The 22,971-nt window shown below is 57.1% G+C and carries 19 protein-coding genes and 2 pseudogenes; 6 read left to right on the forward strand and 15 right to left on the reverse strand.

The features are described from left to right. Positions 1-271: 271 nt before the first annotated feature. Entirely contained in the window at positions 272-1,258 is a 987-nt protein-coding gene (locus AC3WOY_RS27805; protein ID WP_492429738.1) for a porin, read from the forward strand. An 84-nt stretch (positions 1,259-1,342) separates the two neighbouring features. On the opposite strand, the gene AC3WOY_RS27810 is transcribed toward AC3WOY_RS27805, so the two are convergent. The 10 genes and pseudogenes from AC3WOY_RS27810 to AC3WOY_RS27855 form a co-directional block, all read right to left on the reverse strand. Continuing rightward, on the reverse strand, positions 1,343-1,672 hold the full coding sequence (locus AC3WOY_RS27810; RefSeq protein ID WP_492429740.1) for a porin: 330 nt from the start codon (positions 1,670-1,672) through the stop codon (positions 1,343-1,345). 60 nt (positions 1,673-1,732) lie between these two features. After that, positions 1,733-2,662: a tetratricopeptide repeat protein gene (locus tag AC3WOY_RS27815; RefSeq protein WP_492429741.1), complete on the reverse strand. Its 930-nt coding sequence runs from the start codon at positions 2,660-2,662 to the stop codon at positions 1,733-1,735. 6 nt (positions 2,663-2,668) lie between these two features. After that, positions 2,669-3,307, reverse strand: coding sequence for an SEL1-like repeat protein (locus AC3WOY_RS27820; RefSeq protein WP_492429742.1), 639 nt, complete (start codon positions 3,305-3,307; stop codon positions 2,669-2,671). A gap of 65 nt (positions 3,308-3,372) precedes the next feature. Beyond that, positions 3,373-3,483, reverse strand: a pseudogene (locus AC3WOY_RS27825) (oxidoreductase); the annotation flags it as partial. A gap of 305 nt (positions 3,484-3,788) precedes the next feature. Next, complete coding sequence (locus AC3WOY_RS27830; RefSeq protein WP_492429744.1) at positions 3,789-5,270, reverse strand: efflux transporter outer membrane subunit; 1,482 nt, start codon at positions 5,268-5,270, stop codon at positions 3,789-3,791. Continuing rightward, positions 5,267-8,431: an efflux RND transporter permease subunit gene (locus tag AC3WOY_RS27835; RefSeq protein WP_492429745.1), complete on the reverse strand. Its 3,165-nt coding sequence runs from the start codon at positions 8,429-8,431 to the stop codon at positions 5,267-5,269. Before AC3WOY_RS27835 ends, AC3WOY_RS27830 begins: the two co-directional genes overlap by 4 nt. A 14-nt stretch (positions 8,432-8,445) precedes the next feature. After that, positions 8,446-9,678, reverse strand: coding sequence for an efflux RND transporter periplasmic adaptor subunit (locus tag AC3WOY_RS27840; protein WP_492429746.1), 1,233 nt, complete (start codon positions 9,676-9,678; stop codon positions 8,446-8,448). A gap of 57 nt (positions 9,679-9,735) precedes the next feature. Continuing rightward, entirely contained in the window at positions 9,736-10,644 is a 909-nt protein-coding gene (locus AC3WOY_RS27845) for an alpha/beta hydrolase (RefSeq protein WP_492429748.1), read from the reverse strand. A 240-nt stretch (positions 10,645-10,884) separates the two neighbouring features. Continuing rightward, entirely contained in the window at positions 10,885-11,106 is a 222-nt protein-coding gene (locus AC3WOY_RS27850) for a hypothetical protein (protein ID WP_492429749.1), read from the reverse strand. Positions 11,107-11,308: 202 nt separating this feature from the next. Continuing rightward, the gene (locus tag AC3WOY_RS27855) at positions 11,309-12,181 is read right to left on the reverse strand and encodes an alpha/beta fold hydrolase (RefSeq protein ID WP_492429751.1); all 873 of its coding nucleotides are present in this window, start codon (positions 12,179-12,181) and stop codon (positions 11,309-11,311) included. A 306-nt stretch (positions 12,182-12,487) separates the two neighbouring features. Here AC3WOY_RS27855 and AC3WOY_RS27860 point away from each other — a divergent pair, with 306 nt between their 5' ends. Both AC3WOY_RS27860 and AC3WOY_RS27865 read left to right on the forward strand, forming a co-directional pair. Next, positions 12,488-13,099 (forward strand): CGNR zinc finger domain-containing protein, encoded by a 612-nt coding sequence (locus AC3WOY_RS27860; RefSeq protein ID WP_492429752.1) that lies wholly within the window; start codon positions 12,488-12,490, stop codon positions 13,097-13,099. A gap of 163 nt (positions 13,100-13,262) precedes the next feature. After that, positions 13,263-14,306, forward strand: a complete 1,044-nt coding sequence (locus AC3WOY_RS27865) for an IS630 family transposase (protein ID WP_492429753.1) — start codon at positions 13,263-13,265, stop codon at positions 14,304-14,306. Positions 14,307-14,447: 141 nt separating this feature from the next. On the opposite strand, the gene AC3WOY_RS27870 is transcribed toward AC3WOY_RS27865, so the two are convergent. From AC3WOY_RS27870 to AC3WOY_RS27880, 3 genes are all read right to left on the reverse strand, one after another. Then, positions 14,448-15,335 carry a methyl-accepting chemotaxis protein gene (locus AC3WOY_RS27870; RefSeq protein WP_492429755.1) on the reverse strand — a complete coding sequence of 296 codons (888 nt, stop codon included), beginning with the start codon at positions 15,333-15,335 and terminating at the stop codon, positions 14,448-14,450. Positions 15,336-15,341: 6 nt separating this feature from the next. Further along, positions 15,342-16,897, reverse strand: a protein-coding gene (locus AC3WOY_RS27875) for an IS3 family transposase (protein WP_492421301.1) whose coding sequence is annotated in 2 segments (ribosomal slippage) — positions 15,342-16,435 and positions 16,435-16,897 — 1,557 coding nt in all. Because the reading frame shifts where the segments join, the coding sequence is not laid out codon by codon here. Positions 16,898-16,935: 38 nt separating this feature from the next. Continuing rightward, positions 16,936-18,093 (reverse strand): Cache 3/Cache 2 fusion domain-containing protein, encoded by a 1,158-nt coding sequence (locus tag AC3WOY_RS27880; protein ID WP_492429756.1) that lies wholly within the window; start codon positions 18,091-18,093, stop codon positions 16,936-16,938. Positions 18,094-18,291: 198 nt separating this feature from the next. Between AC3WOY_RS27880 and AC3WOY_RS27885 the strand changes: the two are divergent. Further along, positions 18,292-18,396 (forward strand): annotated as a pseudogene (locus AC3WOY_RS27885) (IS3 family transposase); the annotation flags it as partial. A 188-nt stretch (positions 18,397-18,584) separates the two neighbouring features. On the opposite strand, the gene AC3WOY_RS27890 reads toward AC3WOY_RS27885, so the two are convergent. Together AC3WOY_RS27890 and AC3WOY_RS27895 are read right to left on the reverse strand one after the other, a co-directional pair. Beyond that, entirely contained in the window at positions 18,585-19,580 is a 996-nt protein-coding gene (locus AC3WOY_RS27890; protein ID WP_492429757.1) for a flavin-nucleotide-binding protein, read from the reverse strand. A 13-nt stretch (positions 19,581-19,593) separates the two neighbouring features. After that, positions 19,594-20,259: a glutathione S-transferase family protein gene (locus AC3WOY_RS27895; protein WP_492429759.1), complete on the reverse strand. Its 666-nt coding sequence runs from the start codon at positions 20,257-20,259 to the stop codon at positions 19,594-19,596. 114 nt (positions 20,260-20,373) lie between these two features. On the opposite strand from AC3WOY_RS27895, the gene AC3WOY_RS27900 reads away from it, so the two are divergent. Then, entirely contained in the window at positions 20,374-21,261 is an 888-nt protein-coding gene (locus AC3WOY_RS27900; RefSeq protein WP_492429761.1) for a LysR family transcriptional regulator, read from the forward strand. A 453-nt stretch (positions 21,262-21,714) separates the two neighbouring features. Further along, a complete protein-coding gene (gene egtB / locus AC3WOY_RS27905) occupies positions 21,715-22,971 on the forward strand; it encodes an ergothioneine biosynthesis protein EgtB (RefSeq protein WP_492429763.1) in 1,257 nt (418 codons plus the stop codon).

Here is a 22,971-nt window from a genome sequence, read left to right on the forward strand (position 1 = left end):
TTGCACCGGCGATTGTCTCGAGATCAGCATGCTCCACGAGCAAGAGAATTTGCCAAACTAGAGCAAACGCATTCCAGCGCTTGTCAACCGCTACATGTGCAAAATCCATGTTGCGGAAATATGACGCAATACCTCCATTGCACAGGATTTTCCCGACAAGCGAAATCGCATCGCACGAAGCGGGTAGATGTGTTTCCCCTCAGAGAATTATCGTCACTACGCCCATCCTATTGGATTACAGGGGCAGTCAAATCAACTTTAGGGATACGCTATGAATAAATCGATTTTCGCACTAGCGATGCTGGGTGCGTTCGCAGGCGCTGCATCCGCACAAACCAACGTGACGATCTATGGCGTTGTCGATGTTGGCCTGGTCCGCACCGACAACGGTTCCACGACCACCACCAGCCTGGACAGCGGCAAGCAGAGCGGTAGCCGCCTCGGCTTCAAGGGGTCAGAAGATCTCGGCGGCGGTCTGTCCGCAATGTTTCAACTGGAAAACGGTTTCAATCTTGACACCGGCGGGCTGGCTGCGGCCAACACGCTGTTCAACCGCCAGGCCTGGGTTGGTGTAGCGAGCGGCTTCGGCACGATCAAGGCCGGCCGTCAGTTCACTCCGGTGTATGCCAACCTGGCCACGTTCGACCCGTTCGGGAACGCCCTGGCCGGCGACTCCGCGCGCATCTTCAACACTGAATATGAAGGCAGCCGTTTCGACAACAACCTGACCTACAACTACTCTGCCAGAGGCTTCCGCGGCGAGCTGCAGTATAGCTTCGGTGAAGTCGCCGGCAACACCAGTGCCCGGCGCGTCATCGGCGGCTTCGCCGGCTACAAGAACGGTCCGCTCGATGCAGTGCTGACCTATACCAAGGTCAACGATGCAACTGGCACGGACGATCGCCGCACCTGGCTCGTCGGCGGCAACTATGACCTCGGCATGGTCAAGCCTTTCATTGCCTACGCAAGCGTCAAGGGTACAGGCACGACGGACGTGCGCGACTGGCTGGTCGGCGCGACTGCACCGGTTGGCGCGGCAGGCACCGTGATGGCTTCGTTCGCGAAGAAGGACAACCGTGCTGCCGCCAACGCGGATGCCAAGCAATGGGCCCTGGGCTACTCGCATACGCTGTCCAAGCGCACCAACCTGTACACCAGCTATGGCCGTCTGGACAACGACAGCTCTTCCAGCCTGCGTGTCGCGGTGCCGGGCAATACCGCCAGCGAGTTCAATGTCGGCGTGCGTCACACGTTCTGATGGAGCATTGCAAGCGTAGGCTTGCAATGACCGAGGGGCATTCGAGCGGTGCGCTTTGCGCACCGCTTTTTTGTCCGGAGCGTTTCAGAAGCGATGGCGCATGCCGAACTGCACAGCTCTCGCGTCCTGCCCGCCTGCCGTGGTGAAGCCGCCGCTATAGCTGGCGCCGCCCAACGCGTATTGCGCATTGGCCTGATTGTTCGCCTGCGCGAAGACCAGATAGACATCGGTGCGCTTCGACAGGTGATGGTCGTAGCCGAGCGCAATCAGCGTGACGTCGCTGTCAGGGAACAATGCATTCTTTGTGTGACCGACCGCACCCATCAGGTGCCCGGCGCCCATGGTGTAACGCATGCCGAGAGAATAGCTTTTCGCGTCCAGCCGCGCGTTCGCGTTGATGGACGCGCTGATCATGGCGTCGATCGTGAAGAAGGAAGCCGGGCAGAAATCCGAGGCTGAATTTGTGCAGGCAAATCAGGCGGCGGACGCCATCGTGGCGCCGGCGGCGTCCGCTGACAAGGCATTCCAGTCGGGGACAAGCCGTTTGAGCCGGTACAGTCGCTGCCGGTAATGGCCTTCCGGTCCGTTCGCGCTGCAATCGAAACCTTCGAAGAGCCGGATCGTGTCGTCGAGCACCCGGCGTTCTTCCGGTGTCTGGACCAGAATGAGCCGGCGTTTGCCGCGCGCGTAGCTGTTACGGATGTCGACCACCATGCAGTGGCAGCGATCGGCTCTCGCCGGATCGATCAACAGCGCTTCCGGGATAGACAAGCCGAATCGCGCGGCCAACGCGACGCGCGCCATGAGGACTTGCGGGACCTTGGACGATGCATTGGCCAATTGGCGCTGTGCCGCCAATGCCCACGTCGCAGGCATCGGGCGGGATGCGATCTTTTCCAGCAGCGGCGCGGCGGAGACACAGCCTTGCGCCGCCGCTTTCTGCAACCAGTAGACTGCCTGCACATCGCTTGACGGATCGGCCTTGCGGGTGCGCCAGATCCAGCTGCCGAGCGCCTGCTGCGCTTTGCGATCGCCGGCTTCCGCCGCCATGACCAGGTAGCGGTGCGCGTCCTCCAGGCTGCGCCGCGAGAACTCGGATTTCATGTAGATCCGGGAGATGGCGTACCAGGCTTGAGCCGCGCCTTGTTCGCCGGCACGTCTCAGCCAGGCGATCGCCTCCTTGTATCTCGCCGCGCCGGGCAGCGAGGCGATGCGTTTGCCCGATATATCCATTCTTGCCAGCCACAATCCCCAATGCAGTTGCGCATCACGATCTCCTGCGTTAACGGCAAGCAGAAGGAAACGCTTCGCCTCTTGCTTGTCGCCGTCGGGACAGTGGATGAGCACCTGGGCACAACGCGCCAGGAGCCGCATTTCTTCCGTAGTGAGTATGTTGTCCTGCATGTACGATCAGGGTGAGCCTGCCTCAGCCCTGCGGGCGAGGTCGCGCGCCAGCGGCAACGACCAACGCAGGAAGGCGTGGAAATCGGAAGTGGCCCAGGCGCGTTCCGCAAGCGCATAGCGCGCGGCGACAATGCCGCCATTTGCTGCCGAGATTGCCCATTGCATGGGTGCGGCAAGCTTTTCCTCGGGTAGTTGCAGGGCTGCCGCCGTCTCCGGTGCATTATTTTCATGCTGCTGCGCCAGCATCCACTGCGCCTCTGCGATGCCGGCTTGTGCCGCGGTACGCAGGGTATGCATGGCCTTGATTCGCATGGCCGAAGTGATTGCCGAACTATTCAGCGCAATCTGTGCAAACACCAGTCCGGCCTGCATCTCGCCCGCGTCGAAAGCCTTCTCGTACCAGATTGGCAATTGCGGCAAGTTCACTGCCCGCTGCGCGATCGTAAATGGAATGTGCTTTCCGATCAATTTCCACGCTTCGTCAACGTGCTGGCGTGCCGCGCGGTCGAGCCAATGCAATGCAGTGGCGTAGTTCTGCTGCATGCCAGCGGTTCCGAATAGATAGTGCCGCCCCAGGGCCAACTGGGCGGCAGGGTCACCGGCGCGCGCTGCACCGATCACTTGCAATTGTCGTCGGTTTGCCATGATTCTCTTTTCTTGTTCACCTGTTTCGCAAGTGCCAATGACCTTTCGTCAATGCGAGTTTTGCAAGCGAGTCCGAAGGACTTCCTCAGGCCTCTCTCGACCGGGCCAGCGGGCATGAAACGGCGCAACTTTGCCAGGAGAGAAGCTTCGTCTTTGGGCGTATGGCGCATCTTCCAGACATTGCAGTTCCTTTTGATGGAGTTGAGCCGGAATAAGCAGCAGATCAGCCGCGCGACGAGCCTTGAACGGACAGCTTTCTTGTACTCGCCGCGCGAAGGGTTGAGGTGAATACCATGGCCAGGCCCCTGCCGGCCCTGGTGATCGGGGCCACCCTTCCTGCTCGTTGTGATGGATTTGCCCGATCAGGATCAGTGTATTGCGCATGGGCCGGGGCGAATTTCAACAGACTGTTAGAGTTAGTGTGCAGGCTGCACGCCGCCAATCATTGCGCTTCGCTGCCGGTAAGAATTGGCATGCACTGTTACCGTAGCGCCACCTTGGGATTGGTTGCGGATGCCGGCGTTACGTCCCAGCCGCCGCCCAGAGCGCGGAACACGCCTACGGCGGCTCTAGCCGTTGCCGAGCGGGACGCGTCAAGCTGGTCGCGTGCCGCCAAGAGCTGTTGGTCGGCAAGGAGCACGTCGGTAAGCGTGATTGTGCCTGCACGGTAGGCGCGCTCGGAAAGATCGCGTGCCTTGCTCAGCGCCTTGACTTGGTCGTCAATCTGCTTGGTATGGATTTGCGTTTGCGTAAGTCCAACGAACGCGTTCTCGATGTCCTCGACTGCTCGCAACACCGAGTTTCGATACAATGCGAGCGCTTCAGCGTTGGCGCCTTTTGCATGAGCCACTTCTGCGTCCACTTTGCCGAAATCGAACAGTCTCCAGCGCAGCACCCCTCCGCCGGCGCTCTGGAAAGCATCTGATGTGAAAAGCTTGCCGCCTATGCTGTCAAATCCAAAAAGTCCAGTGACAGACAGCTTTGGGTAATAGTCCGAAATCGCTGCGCCGATGCGCTCGTGAGACGCAGCCAGACGACGCTCGGCCGCAATTACATCCGGTCGCCGACGCAGCACCTGAACAGGTTCGGCGTCAGATGGTACGGACGGGATACCAGCAATTGGGCGAATCTCACGCAGGTCATTGGCGTACGTTCCCGGCTGGGCACCCATGAGCACGTCCAGGCGATTCAACTGCTGGTTCAGCGCGATGCGCAGCTGCGGTACGGTCGCTCGAGCCGACTTCAGGTGCGCGTCGGCTTGTGCCACTTCCAGACCTTGCGCGGCGCCGGCGTTGTAGCGTCTTTGTACCAGTTTCAGAAGCTGCTCGTCGGTCTCAATCTGCTTTTCAGCAATAGCAATGCGAGCTTGGTACCCACGAATCTGAAAGTACGCATCGGCGGCGTCGGCCGCGACCATCACACGGGTCCCGGCGTGATCAGCCTCGGCAGCTTGGGCTTCGTTGCTTGCAGCCTCCGCGCCGTGACGTAGACCTCCAAAAAGATCCAGTTCCCAGCTGGCCACAGGACCAACTGCCAGTTCGTGGAAATTTCGCTTGAATCCTGGGCTGCCGCCGGCGATAGCAGCTGTAGGGCTTTTCAGGCTCTGCCTGTAGGCAAAAGCTGAAGCATTCAAATCCACTGTCGGCAGAAGCTGAGCATCGGCACCGCCAGCCATCGCCCGTGCCTGGCTGACGCGGGCCATCGCTGCGGCTAAATCCAGATTCTCTTTGACCGCGCGCTCAATGATTACTACTAACACGGGATCGTCGAAACCTTTCCACCATCTTTCAAGTGAGGGCGCTGCCTTACTGGTCCTCTCTGATTCAAGCGTGCCATTGTTAAAAGGTGCAAGCTTCACATCCGGTGCTTTGTAGTCTGGTATCACAGCGCAGGAAGTCAGCACCGCACCGATGAGCAAGCCACTGATCGCTGACTTCGTGAGAGTTAAGGAAAAATGTTTCATGCTGCGCTCCTTGTTTTCATGAGCTGGCCACCGAAGCCGCGAATTCTGCGAACGATGGTGTAGAAAGCTGGCGTAAATAGAAGCCCAAAAATGGTCACACCGATCATGCCGAAGAAGACGGTAGTGCCCAAGGATTGGCGCATTTCGGCCCCTGCGCCGCTCGCTACTACAAGGGGAGCGACACCGGCAATGAAGGCGAGCGAGGTCATCAGAATCGGACGCAGGCGAACTTTGGCCGCCTCCACTGAGGCTTCTTCGGCGCTGATGTCGTCCTCTTCCTGGCGTTGCTTTGCAAACTCCACGATCAAGATCGCATTCTTCGCCGCCAGGCCAACGAGTACCACAAAGCCAATTTGTGCCAGTATGTCGATGGGCATTCCGCGCACGGCCAAGCCAGAAGCGGCGGCCAGCAGACACATCGGCACGATCAGGACGATTGCTAATGGGATGCGCCAGCTTTCGTATTGCGCAGCGAGCACAAGGAATACGAACAGCGCTGCAGCTGCAAAGATTGCCAGCGTGGGAACTGATTGCTGCTCCTGCTGGTGGGCCAAGTCAGTCCACTCAAACGTCATACCAGGTGGCAGCACTTCTTTCGCCAGCTCGCCCATGCGTTTCAAAGCAGTGCCGGTGGATACGCCAGGTGCAGCAGCGCCCAGGATTTCGGATGCGGGGTACAAGTTGTAGCGCGGCACTCGATAGGGGGCAGTGTCGTTCTTGAAGTTCGCCACTGTGCCTAGGGGCACCATCTCGCCTTGCGCGTTTCGCACCTTCAGGCGTGCGATGTCTTCTGGTGTCTTGCGGAACGATTCATCGCTTTGGGCAATGACCTGGTACGTGCGGCCCAGGTAGTTGAAGTCGTTGACGTATTGCGAGCCGAGATACATCTGCATTGTCGAGAACACGTCAGTTGGAGTCAGTCCGACCTTTTCAGCTTTCAGGCGATCGATGTCGGCATACACGGACGGTGAGCCAGCGTTGAAGAGTGTAAATGCGCCACCAAACGCTGGGTCCTTGTTGGCTGCTGCGACAAGACTGTTCGTGGCCTTTGCCAAGGCTTGCGGTCCCAGGCCGGCCCGGTCTTCGACCATCAGCTTGAAACCGCCTGCAGCACCCAGACCTTGTATAGGCGGTGGCTGGATGACGACAACATAGGCGTCCTTGACTACTGAAAGGCGCTCGCGCAGACGCTCAACCATCACCGCGGCATTGACGCCAGGGATGTGTTCGCCATACAGCGAAGGGAGCGAAGTAAAGACGGTGCCAACATTGGGGGCAACAGTTGACGTTGCGACGTCAAAGCCACTGGTCGCCGAGGTGTGGGCTACACCAGGTGTATTCAGCGCGATGTCATTGACCTGCCGAATTACTTCGTCCGTTCGCGACAGGCTCGAACCTGGTGGCAGCTGGACGATCACAGCGAGGTAGCCAATGTCCTGGTCAGGAATGAAGGCGGTGCCCATGCGAGACATCTGGAGACCAGCGGTGCCGATCAGGGCAAAGTAGGCTACCAGCATGACGGCAGTGGCGCGAACGAAGCGGGCAGTGATCTTGCCGTACTTGGTAGACAGCCATTCAAAGCCGTTATTGAATCGTGAGAAGAATGGCATCAGTCGGCGAGCCAGGCCATCAGGTTCTTCGTGCGTTTCGCCGACTTTATGGGCTTTGAGCAGTACAGCGCACAGGGCCGGGCTGAGCGTGAGCGACACAAAGCAAGAGATCACCGTGGAGGCGGCAATGGTGATGGCGAACTGTTTAAAGAACAGGCCTGAAATGCCAGGGATGAACGCCACCGGAACAAAGACTGCGCACAGCGTCAGGGCAATAGCTATCAGGGCCCCGGAAACTTCTTCCATCGTACGGTGCGCGGCATCGATGGGGGACATACCGACGGCCATGTTGCGCTCTACGTTTTCTACGACAACAATTGCGTCGTCGACGACGATGCCAACCGCGAGCACAAGTCCGAATAGCGAGAGATTGTTAATCGATGCACCGCACATCATGAGAACCGCAAAGGTGCCGATCAGAGAGATTGGAATGGCTACAACCGGAATGATGGTTGCGCGCCAGTTCTGCAGGAAAAGATAAACCACAACTACGACCAGGATGATCGCTTCGATGATCGTAGTAATCACCTGCTTGATCGATTCACTGACAAAGTTGGTCGGGTCGTAGATCCTCATGTAGTCCACGCCAGACGGGAAGTTCTTCTTGAGCTCTTCCATCTTATTCCACACGGCGTGCTGTACTTCCACGACGTTCGCACCAGGAGTAGCAATCACCCACCAAGGAGCGGCAGGATGCTGATCGGCGTAGGCGATTGACCCGTAGTCGGCCGAGCCGAGCTCCACGCGGCCAATATCACGGATGCGGGTAACACGGCCTTGGGCATCGGACTTGACGATGATGTCCGCAAATTGTTCAGGCGTAGTCAGGCGTCCTAGCGCCTCTACGTTAATTTGATATGCGCCGTCACTGGCAATAGGTGGTCGGTTAAGCACGCCAGCCGACACCTGCGCGTTCTGCGCGCGCAAAGAACTCAGAATTTCATTGGCGCTGATTTTGTATGCAGCGGCCTTGTCCGGATCGATCCACACGCGCATGGCGTACTGCCGTTCACCCAACACCCAGAAATCAGCTACGCCTGGCAAACGGGCGATTTCGTCGCGCACGCTCAGCATATAGTTCGATAGATATGTAGGGCTGCGTGATCCATCCGGAGAATAGACGTGAACTCCTAGCAGTAATGCTTGGATGGTCTTCTTAACCTGTACACCCTGCAGCTGAACTTCTTGGGGCAATCGTGACAAGGTATCCTGCACCCGATTACGCGTAAGCATGAGAGCGGTGTTAGGGTCCGTGCCCACCTTGAAGATCACGGTCGTGGTTAAGCGGCCGTCACCCGTGGACTGGCTCGTGATGTAGTCCATGTTCTCAACCCCGTTGACTGCCTGTTCTAACGGGGTTGCGACCGTGCGCGCCACGGTTTCTGCTGATGCGCCAGGAAAGCCTGTCGTGATCTGAATGGTCGGCGGCACAATGTCCGGATACTGCGCCACTGGCAGGAAGAGCATCGCCGCGAAGCCAAATAGAGCGATAAAAATGTTGATCACTGTCGCGAAGCGCGGGCGATCAATGAAAAAATGGGCAAGTTTCATGATCAATCTCCGCGTTAGCCGCCGTTGCCTGCGACTTTAATCGCGACGTCTTTAGGTGAAACCTTTGCCCCCGGCGTGGCTGTCGGAATGCCATCAATGATGACTTTGTCCTTCGGATCTAGACCGGATTGGATTACGCGCAAGCCATCACGCAGTTCGCCAATTTCCACCACCTTTTGTTGGACTGTGGAGTCAGTGCCTACCGTCAATACCATACGGTTTGCTTGATCGTTTAGCACGGAGGCGTCGGGCACGAGCAAGGTAGGCGCCGGTTTGGAAATAGCGAGACGTACACGCGCGAAGGTGCCGGGTGTGAGTAGACCGTCTGCATTGGAGACCGTGGCGCGTGCATGTATCGTCCCGCTTGAACGGTTCAGTGCGTTATCAATGAAGTTAAGAGTACCTTCGCGTTCGTAGGACTTCTCGTCGCTTAACGAGATCTGCACCTTGCTCGAAACGGCGCCTTTATTCTTGGTCCGCTCGCGCACGAAAGCCATGTAGTCGGCTTCGCTTATATCAAAGTCAAGATACATCGGATCCATAGATACGAGAGTGGTAAGCAGCGTTGTTGGGCCGCTGCCCGCACGATTTCCTGAAACAAGATTCCCCACCGAGACCTGGTGATTGCCGATGCGCCCCGTAAATGGGGCAGTGATGCGGGTGCGGTCTAGATCGAAGCGAGCATCGAGGATGAGTGCTTTGGCTGCATCGACCGCCGCCTGAGCCGAACGCTTTTCGGCATTTCGTTGATCAACATTTTGTTCGCTGCCAGCATCCTCGTTGCGCAGTGTCTGCGCGCGTTCCAACTCCCTGTTTGCCAAGTCCAGTCGCGCATTTGCCGTCTCGAGCTGGGCTTGGGCCTGGCTTAGTTTAATCTTGTAGGGTATCGGATCAATCACAAACAGCAGATCCCCCTTGCGGACGATATCTCCGTCTCTAAAGTGGATTTCGGTGAGCATGCCACCTACCTGCGCGCGTAGTTCCACGTGCTGAATGGCCGAGAACTGTCCCAGGAAACCGATCTGCGGAGCCATTTCTCGCTGAAGCGGAGTACTGACCGCAACCACTGGCGCTGGCGGGGTCGGGTTCGCCGTAGCAGTGGAATTCTTTGATTGCAGCATTGCACCGCCGGCTATGGCCAAAGCGACGATTGCGGCGGAGCCAGCCCAAGCGCGATTTCGCAATTTGCGGTTACGTTGAGATCCGTCCGATGCGACCTCGGGCAAGTGATTATCGTCTTTCATCATGCGTTTTCTTTTCTAAATGGAGATGGGTTTTTATTAAACGTTTTGGTGGGGCGCAGTTCATTGGGGAAGGGTGGCATCCTTCAGTGCTGGAATCTTAAAAAAGAGACTTAACTCTTCCAGCAGCAGCCTTGGGACCTCTTCGGGAATGTAATGCCCGCAAGGCAACGCATGGCCCGAGACGTTTTCTGCAATGACTTTCCACTCAAGCAAAGGATCGAAGCATTTTTCGATGACGCCATGCTTTCCCCAAAGTGCCAGCATGGGGCAAGTGATCTTCCTGCTTACGCTGCGATCAGCTCTTTCGTGAACGAGATCAATGGATGCGCTTGCACGGTAATCCTCGCAAATTCCGTGGGGCGCATCCGGATGAGATATGCAGCGCAGGTACTCCGCATAAGCTGCATTGGTAAATGGCGCCAGTCCGGCACTGCTCCCGCTGAGGGTATGGCTCAGGTGAAGTTCAGGATTTTCCTGAATCATCGTCTCCGGAAAGGGGGCCGGCCGAATTAGAAAAAACCAGTGGTAATAGGCGATGGCGAATGCCATCGTGGTCTTCTCGTACATGGCAAATGTCGGTGCAATATCAAGTGTCACCAGTTTTGTGATTCGCTCCGGATGGTCCAATGCCATGCGATAGGCGACTCTGCCGCCTCGATCGTGGCCGACCACGGCGAAACGCTCAAACCCAAGGGCTTGCATGAGTAGCACCTGATCAGTCGCCATCGTCCGTTTGGAGTAATTGCTGTGGTCCGGCAGTCCTTTTGGTTTTTCACTATCACCGTATCCACGTAAATCACTTGCTATGACGGTGAAGTGCTGTGCCAGCGCGGGAGCTACCTTATGCCAAATTACATGGGTCTGAGGATAGCCATGCAGCAGCAGAAGGGGTGGGCCTTCGCCGCCAATCACGCAACGTATCGAGATGCCGTTCACCTTGATATTTCTGGCCAAAAAGCCTTCGAACATGGAAGTCTCCTTTAATGCGGACGGTTCTAGTAGGCCCCTGGAAGGGGCCCCGTTTGTCTGGACACGAGAATTGGGCTTCGTTAAGTGGGAGTTTGCAGATGAAGGGCTACCCGCGGCGGCACCCGCCGCTCCATGCGCAGGGCAAGATCGTGCGGCGCGGTGGGCAACCCTAAGTCCGCAGCGATCCAATTAGTAACGAGCCAGGATATTTATCCGAACGAACTGGGGCGCCTCAGGAGGTCAAAACATGTCTGGAACGGCGGTACTGGGTTGGGTGCAAAGACGCCTTTTCGGATTGAGAACTTCAAGAATCCTTTTGATGATACGAGCATTGGCGCGGTGGTAATCCGCCCATTGAGGGCTCTCCGCTGCATTGTCCAATTCATTACGCATATCACGTCGAAGGGCGGCGAGCAACGCCTCTAGTTCATAGTGGACAAGGACTTCAAGACGGTTTCCCATGATATTCACTTTCCTGTTTCTTACTGCTGCGTCAAGTTCTTAAGATCGCCGTGCCAGGTGTGGCGTAAGCATTGTTTTCATAGGTAGTTGATTTTTTTCGGCAAAGCCGGAGCCTGATGTGCCTGCGCAAGCGAACCGCGAACCTGACTTGCCACAATTGCCGGCAACTTGTGCGGGTGGGGGAATGGGCCAGTAGTCACTCCTATGCAGCCACAGCTTTTGTGAGTCCAATGAACTCGTGAATTTCCACAGCAATTTCGGCGGCGTGCGTCTCAAGGGCAAAGTGGCCGGTTTCATAGAACACAACCTTTGCGCTCGGGACGTCTCGCTTGAATGCTTCCGCGCCGGCGGGCAGGAAGAAGGGATCGTTACGACCCCACACGGCGAGAACTTGTGGCTGGTATTTACGGAGGTAGGCTTGGAATTCGGGATAGAGCGAAACATTGTTTGCATAGTCCAGGAACAAATCCAGCTGGACCTCATGCGCGCCCGGTCGCGTCATATAGAAATCATCAAGGGAATAGCCGTCCGGTGACACTGTTTCAACATTGGCGACACCATGCGTGTATTGCCAGAAGGTGGTCTCGGGCTTAAGCAATTGACGCAGAGCGTCGCGATTAACCTGGTTCGGCTCCTGCCAATATTTTCGAATCGGATTCCAACCCGCGCTCAGGCCTTCCAGATAGGCATTCCCGTTTTGGGTGATGATGGCCGTGACGCGTTCGGGGTGCTTGGTGGCCAGACGCAAACCAACTGGCGAACCATAGTCAAAAACATAAATGCCAAATCGATTCAGCTTGAGTACCTCAGTAAATCGGGCAATGACGTTGGCCAGGTTCTCGAAGGTATAAGCGAACTTATCTCGCGGCAGCAGCTGGGTTTGACCAAACCCCGGCAGATCCGGCGCCACAAGGTAAAAGTGCTCCGCAAGCAGTGGGAGCAGGTCTCGGAACATATGACTGCTGCTTGGAAAGCCATGAAGCAGCAACAGGGTGGGCTTACTCGGACAACCAGCCTCGCGATAGAAAACCTCGAGGCCATCTACAGCAACCTTCTTGCTGAGCACTTGATTCATGACAGGCTCCATTTGAAGAAATAACCACAGTGGGATCGGGTTAAAGGTTACGCGTCGCGAAGTAACCTGTCAAGTGATTTGTGAGAGGTTACGCAGGCGATTTCTTGACATCAATGGCGCGCCATTGATGAGTCCATTTATGTTCGAGATCATCAACAACTCGATATCTGCTCTCGCTGTATTCTTCCTGCTCCATGGAGCACAGATATCAAGGCTTTAACCTGGACAACTTGCTAAAATAGTAACTTTAAAGGTTTCATCAAATAGGTTACTATGCAGTTGTGCAAGGTATGAAAGGACGCTGAAATGGATCGAAAACTCCCCCCGCCAATGTTCATCGCCGATGCCGTGGGACTCGATTTTTTGAATTCAATCGCTACACCTTTTGATGCGCCGGTCGAATGGTTGGGCTCGGGGCAGGACTTCTTAAATTGGTTAGGCCACGCCAAGTTGGTCCCGCAAAACGTGCTGGATGAGTTCAAGCAGAGCGCAGGTCCTGGAGAGCTTGATGCCATTGCAGCTCAAGCCAGGGGTTTAAGAGAGTGGTTCCGGGCTTTCGTCCTCAACCACAAAGGTCGGCCGCTTCCGAATTCCGTCGTATCGGAGCTCGAACCGCTCAATCGCTTGCTCGCTCGTGATGAGGGCTTTGGCCAGATCGTGAAAAGTAATGAGAGTGATGGCGTTGCCTGGATAAGGGATCGTCGGTGGCGCTCACCAGAAGCGTTGTTGCTACCTCTTGCAGAAGCCATGGCAGATGTTGTCTGTAATGAGACCTTTACCCAGGTGAAGTCGTGTGAAGGTCATAACTGCACATTGGTTTTTGTGGATAAATCCAGACGCCATGCGCGGCGTTGGTGCTGCATGGCTATTTGTGGGAACCGCGCGAAACAGGCGGCCCATAGATCGCGGAAGAGTTAGGCGGTGTCAGAAATTCTGTGTGCTGAGTAGCTATTGATCCGGCCTCAGTTTGCCGGACCTGATTTCCTATAAATCTTGCTGCAGTGAATGCCAAGTGTTGCCGGAATTTTGCGTCGGCCGTCCACGTCAAACGATATCGATGATACCTACTGGGATGTCGGCGATGGAACGAAGCGACAGCAGGCTGCTGCCGGTGGCAGCACTGAACGAACGACGGCGGCGCGCAGTGACGTTGCGCCTGAGCGGCATGAAACTGAAACAGGTATGCGCGTTGTCGGAATTGTCCAAGGGCGTTGTCATTGCGGCTGTGCAGGCTTACCAGCGCGGCGGCTGGGAGGCGGTGGCCGTGCAGGAACATCGCGGGCCGGACAAAGGCGCGGGCTGCATTCTGGATGAGCAGCAGCAACTGGCGATCCGCCAGCTGATCCATGCGCATACGCCCGACCAGCTGGATCTGCCGTATGCGCTGTGGAGCCGGCCAGCGGTGAGCGCGCTGATCGAGAAGGAATACGGCATGACACTGCCGGTGCGCACGGTGGGCAGCTACCTGCAACGCTGGGGCTTCACGGCACAACGGCCACTGGATAAAGCATATGAGCAGAATCCGGCAGCGGTGCAGGCCTGGCTCAATGAAGAATACCCCGCCATTGCACGTCGCGCGAAGATGGAAGGCGGAGAGATTCACTGGGGTGACGAGACCGGCTTGCGCAGCGACGACGTGCGAGGCCGCAGTTACGCGCCGCGTGGCGACACGCCGGTGGTGCGCCCGAATCACCGGCGCGAAAATGTTGGCCTGATCTCGGCGGTGACCAATCGCGGCACGGTGCGCTGGATGGTGTTGAGCAGGGCAATCAATGCGGCACTGCTGATCGACTTCATGCAGCGCCTGGTGCGCGATGCGCGGCGCAAGGTGTTCCTGATCCTGGACAACCTGAAGGTGCATCATGCGCCGTCGGTGGTCACCTGGCTTGACGAGCATCGGGATCGCATCGAGGTGTTTTACCTGCCGTCCTACAGTCCGGAATTGAATCCGGACGAACTGTTGAATGCAGACTTGAAAGAGGCTCTTACCAAGAGGGCGCCGGTGCGTCGCAAGGGCGACTTGAAAAATGCCGTCATCAGTCATTTGCGCAGGATTAGTAAATTGCCCGAACGCGTGAAAAAGTACTTCCAGCATGCGCTAGTAAAGTACGCCGCATCTTCTTAGGGAGTCAAACAAACCTATGCCGGATCAGTAAGCATTCGAAAGAAAGGGGAACAGCCCGACGACCGAACCGCATGCCCGAGCTTCCAGCCAAACCAGAAGCCGCAAATTTGAGCAAACGGAACGGTCAGCATCAGCAGCAGTCTATTTGTTTTTTCCTAGCTTGAACTGTTGAACAAGCTCGGAAAGCATTGTGGCTTGGTCGCGCATTGATGTAGCAGCCGCTGCAACCTCTTCGACGAGTGCCGCATTTTGCTGCGTAGCTTGCTCCATCTGGCTGATTGCCTCATTGACTTGATGTATTCCACCGCTTTGTTCATGACTGGCGGCGCTTATCTCATTCATGAGGTCAGTAACTCGCTGCACATTCAGCACAATCTTGTCCATCGTCTTGCCCGTTGCTTCCACCTGTTTTGTGCCCACTTGTACCTTTTCCGTGGATGCGTTAATCAGGTCTTTGATTTCTTTCGCTGCATCCGCGGACCGCTTGGCTAAGTTTCGGACTTCCGTGGCAACAACCGCAAAACCACGGCCCTGCTCACCTGCGCGTGCTGCTTCAACCGCTGCATTCAGCGCTAGGATATTGGTCTGAAAAGCAATACCGTCAATGACCGAGATGATGTCGCTAATCCTACTTGATGCATTAGCGATGTCAGTCATGGTATCGACCACTTGGTCCATCTCCATGCCGCCTGTGGCGGCGATGTCGGAGGCAGTCTTTGCCTGGTTGCTGGCTTCTTGTGCGTTGTTCGCATTTTTGCGGACTGTTGACGTCAGTTCTTCCATAGAGGATGCAGTCTCTTCCAAGGCGCTTGCCTGCTGCTCAGTTCGAGCCGACAAATCCATGTTGCTTGCTGCAATTTGTTGCGCTGATACAGTCACATTCTGTGTGCCTTCACGGATAGCATTTACCACCTTGGTCAAGCCCTCGCTAATGCCGTTGATAGCTGTGCCTAACTGACCGAGTTCATCTCGGCTGCGCAAATCTACACGGGCGGCCAAATCTCCGGCGTTTGTCAACGTAGTTGTCACATGACCTCAAGCTGCCTGCTTTAGCTGTTCCGCCTGACTCCGTTCCGGATTCAGCCAAACCTCATCCCGCAATTCCCAATTCCTTGTCTGCCCTGACCATCGCCTCGGATTGCTGTTTTTGGCGGCGGCATAGAGGTGCTCACGATGTCTCAGAATGGCAGTCGCTTGCCCGGCGTGACGCTGCCCCGGTGTCACGAATTTCAGGCCACTGTGCTTGTGCTCCTGGTTGTACCAGCGAACAAACTGCTGCGTCCACGCCTGCGCCTGTTCCAAACTGTCGAACGGTTTTCTCGGGTAATCGGGCCGGTATTTGCAAGTGCGGAACAGCGACTCGGCATAGGCATTGTCATTGCTCACGCGCGGTCGGCTGAACGACGCAGCCACGCCCAGATGCTCCAATGTGGCCAGCATGGTGGCGCCTTTCATCGCGCTGCCGTTATCCGAATGCAGCACCAGCGGGCGCCCGCCCAACCCTTCGGCCAGACTCGCCTTGCGCATCAGCAGCGCGGCCAGCTCGCTTGATTCCGCCACATGCACTTCATGGCCAACAATCTTGCGGCTGAACACGTCGAGCATCACGTACCAGTAAAAATACTGACCCTTTAACGCCGCCGGCAACCACGTGATGTCCCAGCTCCACACCTGGTTCGGAGCGGTCGCGCAATGACTCGTCACCACGCGCTCGGAAGGCTTCTTCGCGCGCCCTCGGTGATGCTGCTGCGATGCCTGTTTCAGCACCCGATAAAAGCTCGATTCCGACGCCAGATAGACACCACGATCAGCCAGCGTCGGCACGATCTGCGAGGGCGGCAAGCTGGCGAATTCCTCGCTGTTGGCCACCGCCAGCATCCGCTCGCGTTCAGACTCGCTGAGCTTGTGCGCAGGCGCCGGCCGGACGTTCGTCGTGCGACCATCGGCGCCAATTACCTCATCCCCTTCGCGCACCCAGCGAAAGAACGTGCGCACACTCAATTCCAGTTCGGCACAGGCACAATGCAAGCGGCAGCCAGCCTCTTGCGCTTCACGGATCAACGCAACACATAAACGGCGATCTGGGGCGCTGATCAGTCTTCCTCTTTGTCCCCCCAGATCGCCTGGGCTTTTTTTCGCAGAACCAGCAGCGCCGCCGCTTCGGCCAACGCTTTCTCCTTGCGATGCAATTCCTTCTCCAATTGCCGGATGCGCTTCTTGTCTTCCTTCGACTGCTCGCGCTGGCTGCGCGCCTGCTCGCCCGCATTCGCATTGGCGGCCCGACATGCCTCGCGCCACGCCGCAATCTGTTCCACGTACAGACCTTTGCGCCGGCAATACTCGGCCAGCTCCGCTTCATTGAGCGCGGCCGTCTCCAGCACCACCGCAAACTTGTCTTCCGAGGACCATCCCTCGGGATTCTTCCCATCTCCCGGCACCGGCATTCCCTGTTTCTTCAATTGACGCCGCCAAGTATAGAGCGTCTGTTCAGTGATACCAGTCTCCTTGGCCAGTTCCGATACCGCCTTGTTCTCCGGAGGCATCATCCGTCGCAACACCGCTTCTTTCCGTTCCGCTGAATATGCCTTCACTTCGACTCTTTAACCGCCCCCGATAAGATTTACTTCCATCAGGTGACGCGACAACTAGTCTGACACCGGGGGTCTCCGTCAGCCAACAGCTTAGCTGCATTACGGGCCTGTTCAAGTGGCACAGTCACTACGCGGCGTATCAGCATATACAGTGCCATCGCAAAGACCACAATAGCGGCCACGCCAAAGAATGCAGATAAGTTGCGCAACCGCACCACATTTTTGACAATGTCGTCCGAAAGAGTTACGCCAACAATTGTCCATTGAAAGTCCGGGTTGGTTTCGAAGACGGCGACACGCTCGTGAAACTCAGTATCCCCGATAGAACTCTCCATACTGGTGTATCGCATCATGCCTGACTTCATTTGGAGCATTTCACGAATGTACTCGTGACCATTCTCGTCTTTACTTGCCAGCAGGTTTTTTCCTTGTTGCGACGGATGCACGACTACAGCACCAAGGTCATTACCCTGTTTTGCATTAAGGACGTAGAAGAACCCATTTTCGCCGGCCTTGAGTGCCTTGATTTTTTCCTTCAAAAGCTCAACGTCTTTGGAGATGTCTACGCCAACAAATAGCGCGCCTACCACCTGGTGCGTAGCATCAAATATTGGCTGGTATTCGGTAACAAACGGTTTGCCAAACAGTGTTGCCATGCCCCGATATACTTTGCCGGCGGCGAGCAGTGCATGTGCCGGGTGCTTTTTGTCTAGCGCCGTGCCAACTGCACGTTCCCCGTTTTCCTTTTTTACGGAAGTGGCAATTCGGACAAACCCGTCGCCCTTCTTTACGAAGACAGTGGCTGTAATCCCAGTTTTTGCAGAATACTGGTCGACCTTTTCAAAGTTTAGGTTCAGTTCAGTGTCGCTGTTCTTGAGCACTGGGGTTAGGGTTCCACCAGTGTCTATTTCTTTTGATGTGTTCAACGCAAAGGCACCAGGAAATTCGGCAACAAAGGCGGTGTAGAAACGTTGAACACTTCCCAATTGGGCATGGGTGAAAACTTCGATGATATCTTCGGCCGACTTAACATCTTGCTTCATTCCGCTGATAGTCTCGTCTTCCAAAAGCTTGGTTGACGAATAGCTAGTGAATATTACAAAAGCAGCAAAAATAGAAGTGACGAGACCAAACGTGAAGTAAGTAATCTTTTTCCCTACGCTGAGTTGGAAAAGACGTGACCGGATGAGTTGCATAATCTAATAGCTAATGAATTACACGTTGTTAGTAGTTAGGCGTCGGCGCTCTATCCAAATGAGCTTCCCCCGAATTTCCGCCTTCCAACAGAAGATGGTATGAATCACTGATTGGAAGGAGAATCGACGGTGAAGTTGCCGAAGAAGTCATACACGGCCGAGTTCAAGGAGCAGGCAGTCGCCCAGGTCAATGATGGGCTGAAGAATGAACGTGTGCACGGAACGCGCTACGCTACGCGCGCTGAAGCGACATCGGACATCTTCGATTACGTCGAGATGTTCTACAATCGCAAGCCGCAGCATTTGACGCGCGAACGGTCTCTCCTGTCATTGCGCTTGACAGCATCGCCGCAAGCAGACCAGTCACCTCACCACGGCATTTCTTTCCATGCAAGCATTGGAGGTGGCGACCGCCACCGCGAGTTTTTTATCGAGCGCGCGACGCCGCTTCTGAGTTCGCCTGCCTGCGGGCCATCAGTCGATTCGGGGTCTCAGGAATATTTCGGATGATGGTTCATCCAGTCGCCCGTGCGTTCCAGCACCGGTGACAGTGTGGCCTGCCCCCAGCGGAGGGGCAAGGCGGCTGACATGCGCCTCACGCCAGTCACAGCAAAGCGCAGCAAGCGCTCGGCGCCCTGGAATCCGGCGAGCTCTGTGCCGTCCCAGATGATCTCGGCGCGTACGCTGACTTGCAGCAGATCGCCGGTCAAGAAGTCGATGAAGAGCAAGCCCGCACGGGGCTCGACGGTGATGTTGCCCAGGGTGTTGAAGAAGAGGTTGCCCGAGAAATCCGGCACGGTGAGCATTCCGAGGCCGTCCACTCGCACAAAGCCTGGCTTGCCCCCACGGTGCGATACATCGACGCCTTGCGCACGTTCAGGCCCATCTGGGACGGTGCCTGCGTGCGCACGCGCCGCAGGATGCGCCGTGGCGATGTAGAAGGTGTCAGCCTGTTGGATCAGCTCCATCGCTGCGTCGTCCAGCAGGTCCGCACAATGCAAGGCAAGCGCCGCATTGCCATCGGCACCAACGTACTCAGGTTCGCGTGCCTGGATGTATTGCGGACAGTTGCCAAAGCTCTGGATGACTTGTACCGAAAAGCCTCTCGCATCGAGCCGCCCGACCACGCCGTTCATGCGGTTTCGCCGCCGCGTATGGGGCTCGATTCCGAGCAGCCCGATGGGGGCGCCGGACACCAGTGTCTGGGCAAGCGGGTCATGGACCAGCGGCAACGCCTGTACTGCCAGCTGCTCAGGGGTCGGCGATGTGATGAACCCCGCCGGCCCGGCCAGTACCGAAGCCCAGGGCTGTCCGGCACCATCGACGGTGCCAGCTATGAGAAAGGGGAGTTGTGTGAAGAACTGGCGGTGCTGCTCCGGCATATAGCTGCGAATCACGCGCGAGCCGACCTCGGACATGCGTTCGCGAACGCCAACCCGCGTTTGTATGGCGCGTTCGCCTTCGTGGAAACCGTCGTTCAAGCTCATCGGTGCATCCATCTCAGGCCCCCTGTTCGAGGACAGACCGCTTCATGGGCACGAAGCCAGGCAGTGCCTCGATGCGCGCAAGCCAGGCGCGGATGGCCGGGAAGGGTGCAAGTGATACCGTGCCTTCAGGCGCGAGCGCGACATAGGCGTAATTGGCCAGGTCAGCCAGCGTGGCACGCTCGCCCGCGAGAAAAGGACGCGTTTTCAACTCGCCCTCCATCACCTCGAGCAGCGCCTTGGTACGCGCAATGGGTTCGGCGGCGTCGCCTGGCCGCTTGAATAGTGTAATCACTCGGGCAAGGTGGGGCCCGTAGGTCAACTGGCCGGCCGCCACCGAAAGCCAACGCTGCACGGCGGATGCCTGCACAGGATCGCGCGGCAGCCATTGGCCTGGTGCGTAACGGGCTTCCAAGTAGACCAGGATGGCATTGGAGTCAGCAAGCGTGACGTCGCCGTCTTCAATAACCGGCACTTGTCCAAAAGCGTTCTTGGCTAGAAATTCCGGAGACTTGTGCGTGCGGTTTGCTGTGTCGATGTCCACTAGCTCGTACGGAAGATTGAGCAACGACAGCAGCAACTCCACGCGGTGACAGTGTCCCGACAAAGCCATGCGATGGAGCTTGATCGGGCGGCTTGGCCGCTCAGCTGGTGCCCGGTGTGACGCGGTGGACGAGTTCATGGCAATCCTTTCGGGGCTGCGGTAAGTCAGTAGCTGGATTGTGTTTGATTCTGAATTCTTGATAAATACCGTCGATGTAATTTGACTACTCCATTTATCGGTCTAATATGTGACATGGACAAACTCAAGGCGATCCAGAATTTCGTACAGATTGCTGAGCATGGCAGTCTGACCAAGGCGGCTCGTGCACAGCAATATTCGCTGCCCGCCGTGGTTCGCGCGCTCGCCTCGCTGGAGACACACCTGGGCGTGCGCCTATTCCAGCGCACGACCAGGCGCATTGCCCTCACCGAAGAAGGCAAGCGCTACCTGGAAAGCTGCCGCCATGTACTCGCGGCGGTGGACGAAGCCGATGCCACGCTCACTGCCGGTTCCCATGAACCGGCCGGCCAGCTGACCGTGACGGCACCGGTGCTGTTCGGTCATATGCATGTGGCGCCCGCGGTCACACGCTTCCTGCATCGCTACGACAAGATGCGCTGCTCCGTGCTGCTGCACGATCGCGTGGTGAACCTGCTGGAAGAGGATATCGATGTGGCCATCCGCATCAGCCCGCTAGACGACTCGTCATTGGTGGCACTGCCGCTTGGCAGCATCCGGTCTGTGGTAGCGGCCAGCCCTGACTATCTGGGCCGTTTCGGCGTGCCGCGGCACCCGAATGAATTGCGCCAGGCCAGCTGCGTGCGCAACAACGCGGGATCGCCGAACTGGAGCTTTCGCGAAAAAGGCCGCACGTTCAATGTGCCGGTGAAAGGCAACCTGGATTTCAACCATGTGGCGCCGATCCTGGAGGCGTGCGCGGCCGGCATGGGCTTCGGCCGCTTTCTCTCTTATCAGGTTGCGCCGTTAGTGCGGGAGAAGCGGCTAGTCGTGGTGCTGGAGGACTTTGAACCACCGCCGCGGCCGGTCAGCATCGTCTACCCGCATTCCCGCCTGCTGCCTGCGCGTACTCGTGTTTTCATTGACTGGATGCGCGAGGAACTACAGGGGTTTGACGTCTGAACTTCGCCATACTTGCGGTTTGACGTTCGGTAGGATTGTCTCGATTTGCCGGTGTTCGGGAACTCGCCACACTCACTTGGTTGGGCAGACACTGCACTGCGCTCGGGTGCGGTTCCTTCGCGGGTAGCCTGAACCGTGACGATAGGGATTTCTATTCCTTTTGCGAGGCTCAAGCGTGCCCGGCGTTCTGGCCACCATCGACATGAAGAGTAACGCTTACTCAGCAACGCGCAGCCATTAGCGGTTGGCACTGCGCCCGACGTCACGCCCAGGATCTCGACGCGTAGGCGACAACGACAAGCGGTACGGCTTTGGTAACCTGCAAAAATCATTCATGTAGGTTACAATGGATCTGCTTCCAATAAATTCGATGTGGCGTTGAGGGGCCTGCAGCGACGGTTGCGCAGACCAACGCTTCGTCTCTGCGCGAGATCCAGGATTGAGGCCAAGACCATGAACATTGCTGACAAGCTGAAAGATCGCTTTCGACGTGTGCGAGCGTTGACCGATGCGTTGGCGAGCCCACTGTCTGACGCTGATGCAAGTGTTCAAGGCATGCCCGACGCGTCACCTGCCAAGTGGCATCTGGCCCACACCACGTGGTTCTTCGAAAATTTTGTCCTTCGGCGTTTTGTCGATCGCTACCGCCCCGTGGATCCCGAATACCACTTCCTCTTCAATAGCTATTACGAAGCAGAAGGTCCGCGCCTTGCGAGGCCGCTTCGGGGCGTTCTGACGCGCCCCTCGCTGGACACTATTCGTCGCTATCGGACGCACGTGACCGCTGCCGTGATGGAGGCCATCGATAGTCTGTCGCAAGAAGCATTGGAGCGCGTTGAATTGGGTTGCCAGCACGAGGAGCAGCATCAGGAGCTTCTGCAAACTGATGTGCTCTACCTCTTCTCCCTGAACCCTCTTGCGCCGGCCGTTTGGCCCGTCCGACAAGGCAGGAGGGACGTTCAATCGGCCGCCGCGTTCGAGTGGGTGTCTGGAGTCGAAGGGTTGACAGAAGTTGGTCACCGCGGAGATGGCTTTGCATTCGATTGTGAGCAGCCCCGGCATCGGACCTGGTTGGCTCCTCATGCGTTGGGCAGCCGATTGGTAACGAACGACGAGTGGATGGAGTTTGTGCTGGATGGTGGGTATGAATCGCCACAGCTTTGGCTGTCCGATGGATGGGCATGGGTCCGCCAAAACGAGATCAAGATGCCGCTGCATTGGCGTTTAGCGGAGTCAAAAGGTGACTTCATGCAATTTGGCCTGCATGGCGTGGGTCCGTTTTTGCCAGATGCGCCCGTATGTCACGTGAGCTACTACGAGGCCGATGCTTTCGCTCGTTGGGCGGGAGCACGCCTGCCCACAGAAGCCGAATGGGAGTCGGCGGCGCAACAGTTTGATCCATCGGTTGGCAATCTCTTGGACAGTGCAGGCGCGGTGACGCCACGTTCCGCCGGGGGCGAACAAGGCCTGCAGCAGCTGTTCGGAGATGTCTGGGAATGGACTTCCAGCGCCTTCTCGGCCTATCCGGGTTTCCGGCCAGCCCCGGGCGCCATCGGCGAGTACAACGGAAAGTTTATGTCTGGACAGTTCGTCCTTAAGGGTGGCAGCTGCGCGACGCCAAGGGGGCACACGCGGGCAAGCTATCGGAACTTCTTCTATCCCCATCAACGTTGGCAGTTTACTGGCGTGCGCCTCGCGAAGGATCTCTGA

It is taken from the genome of Noviherbaspirillum sp. FW303-A3 (assembly GCF_058788695.1).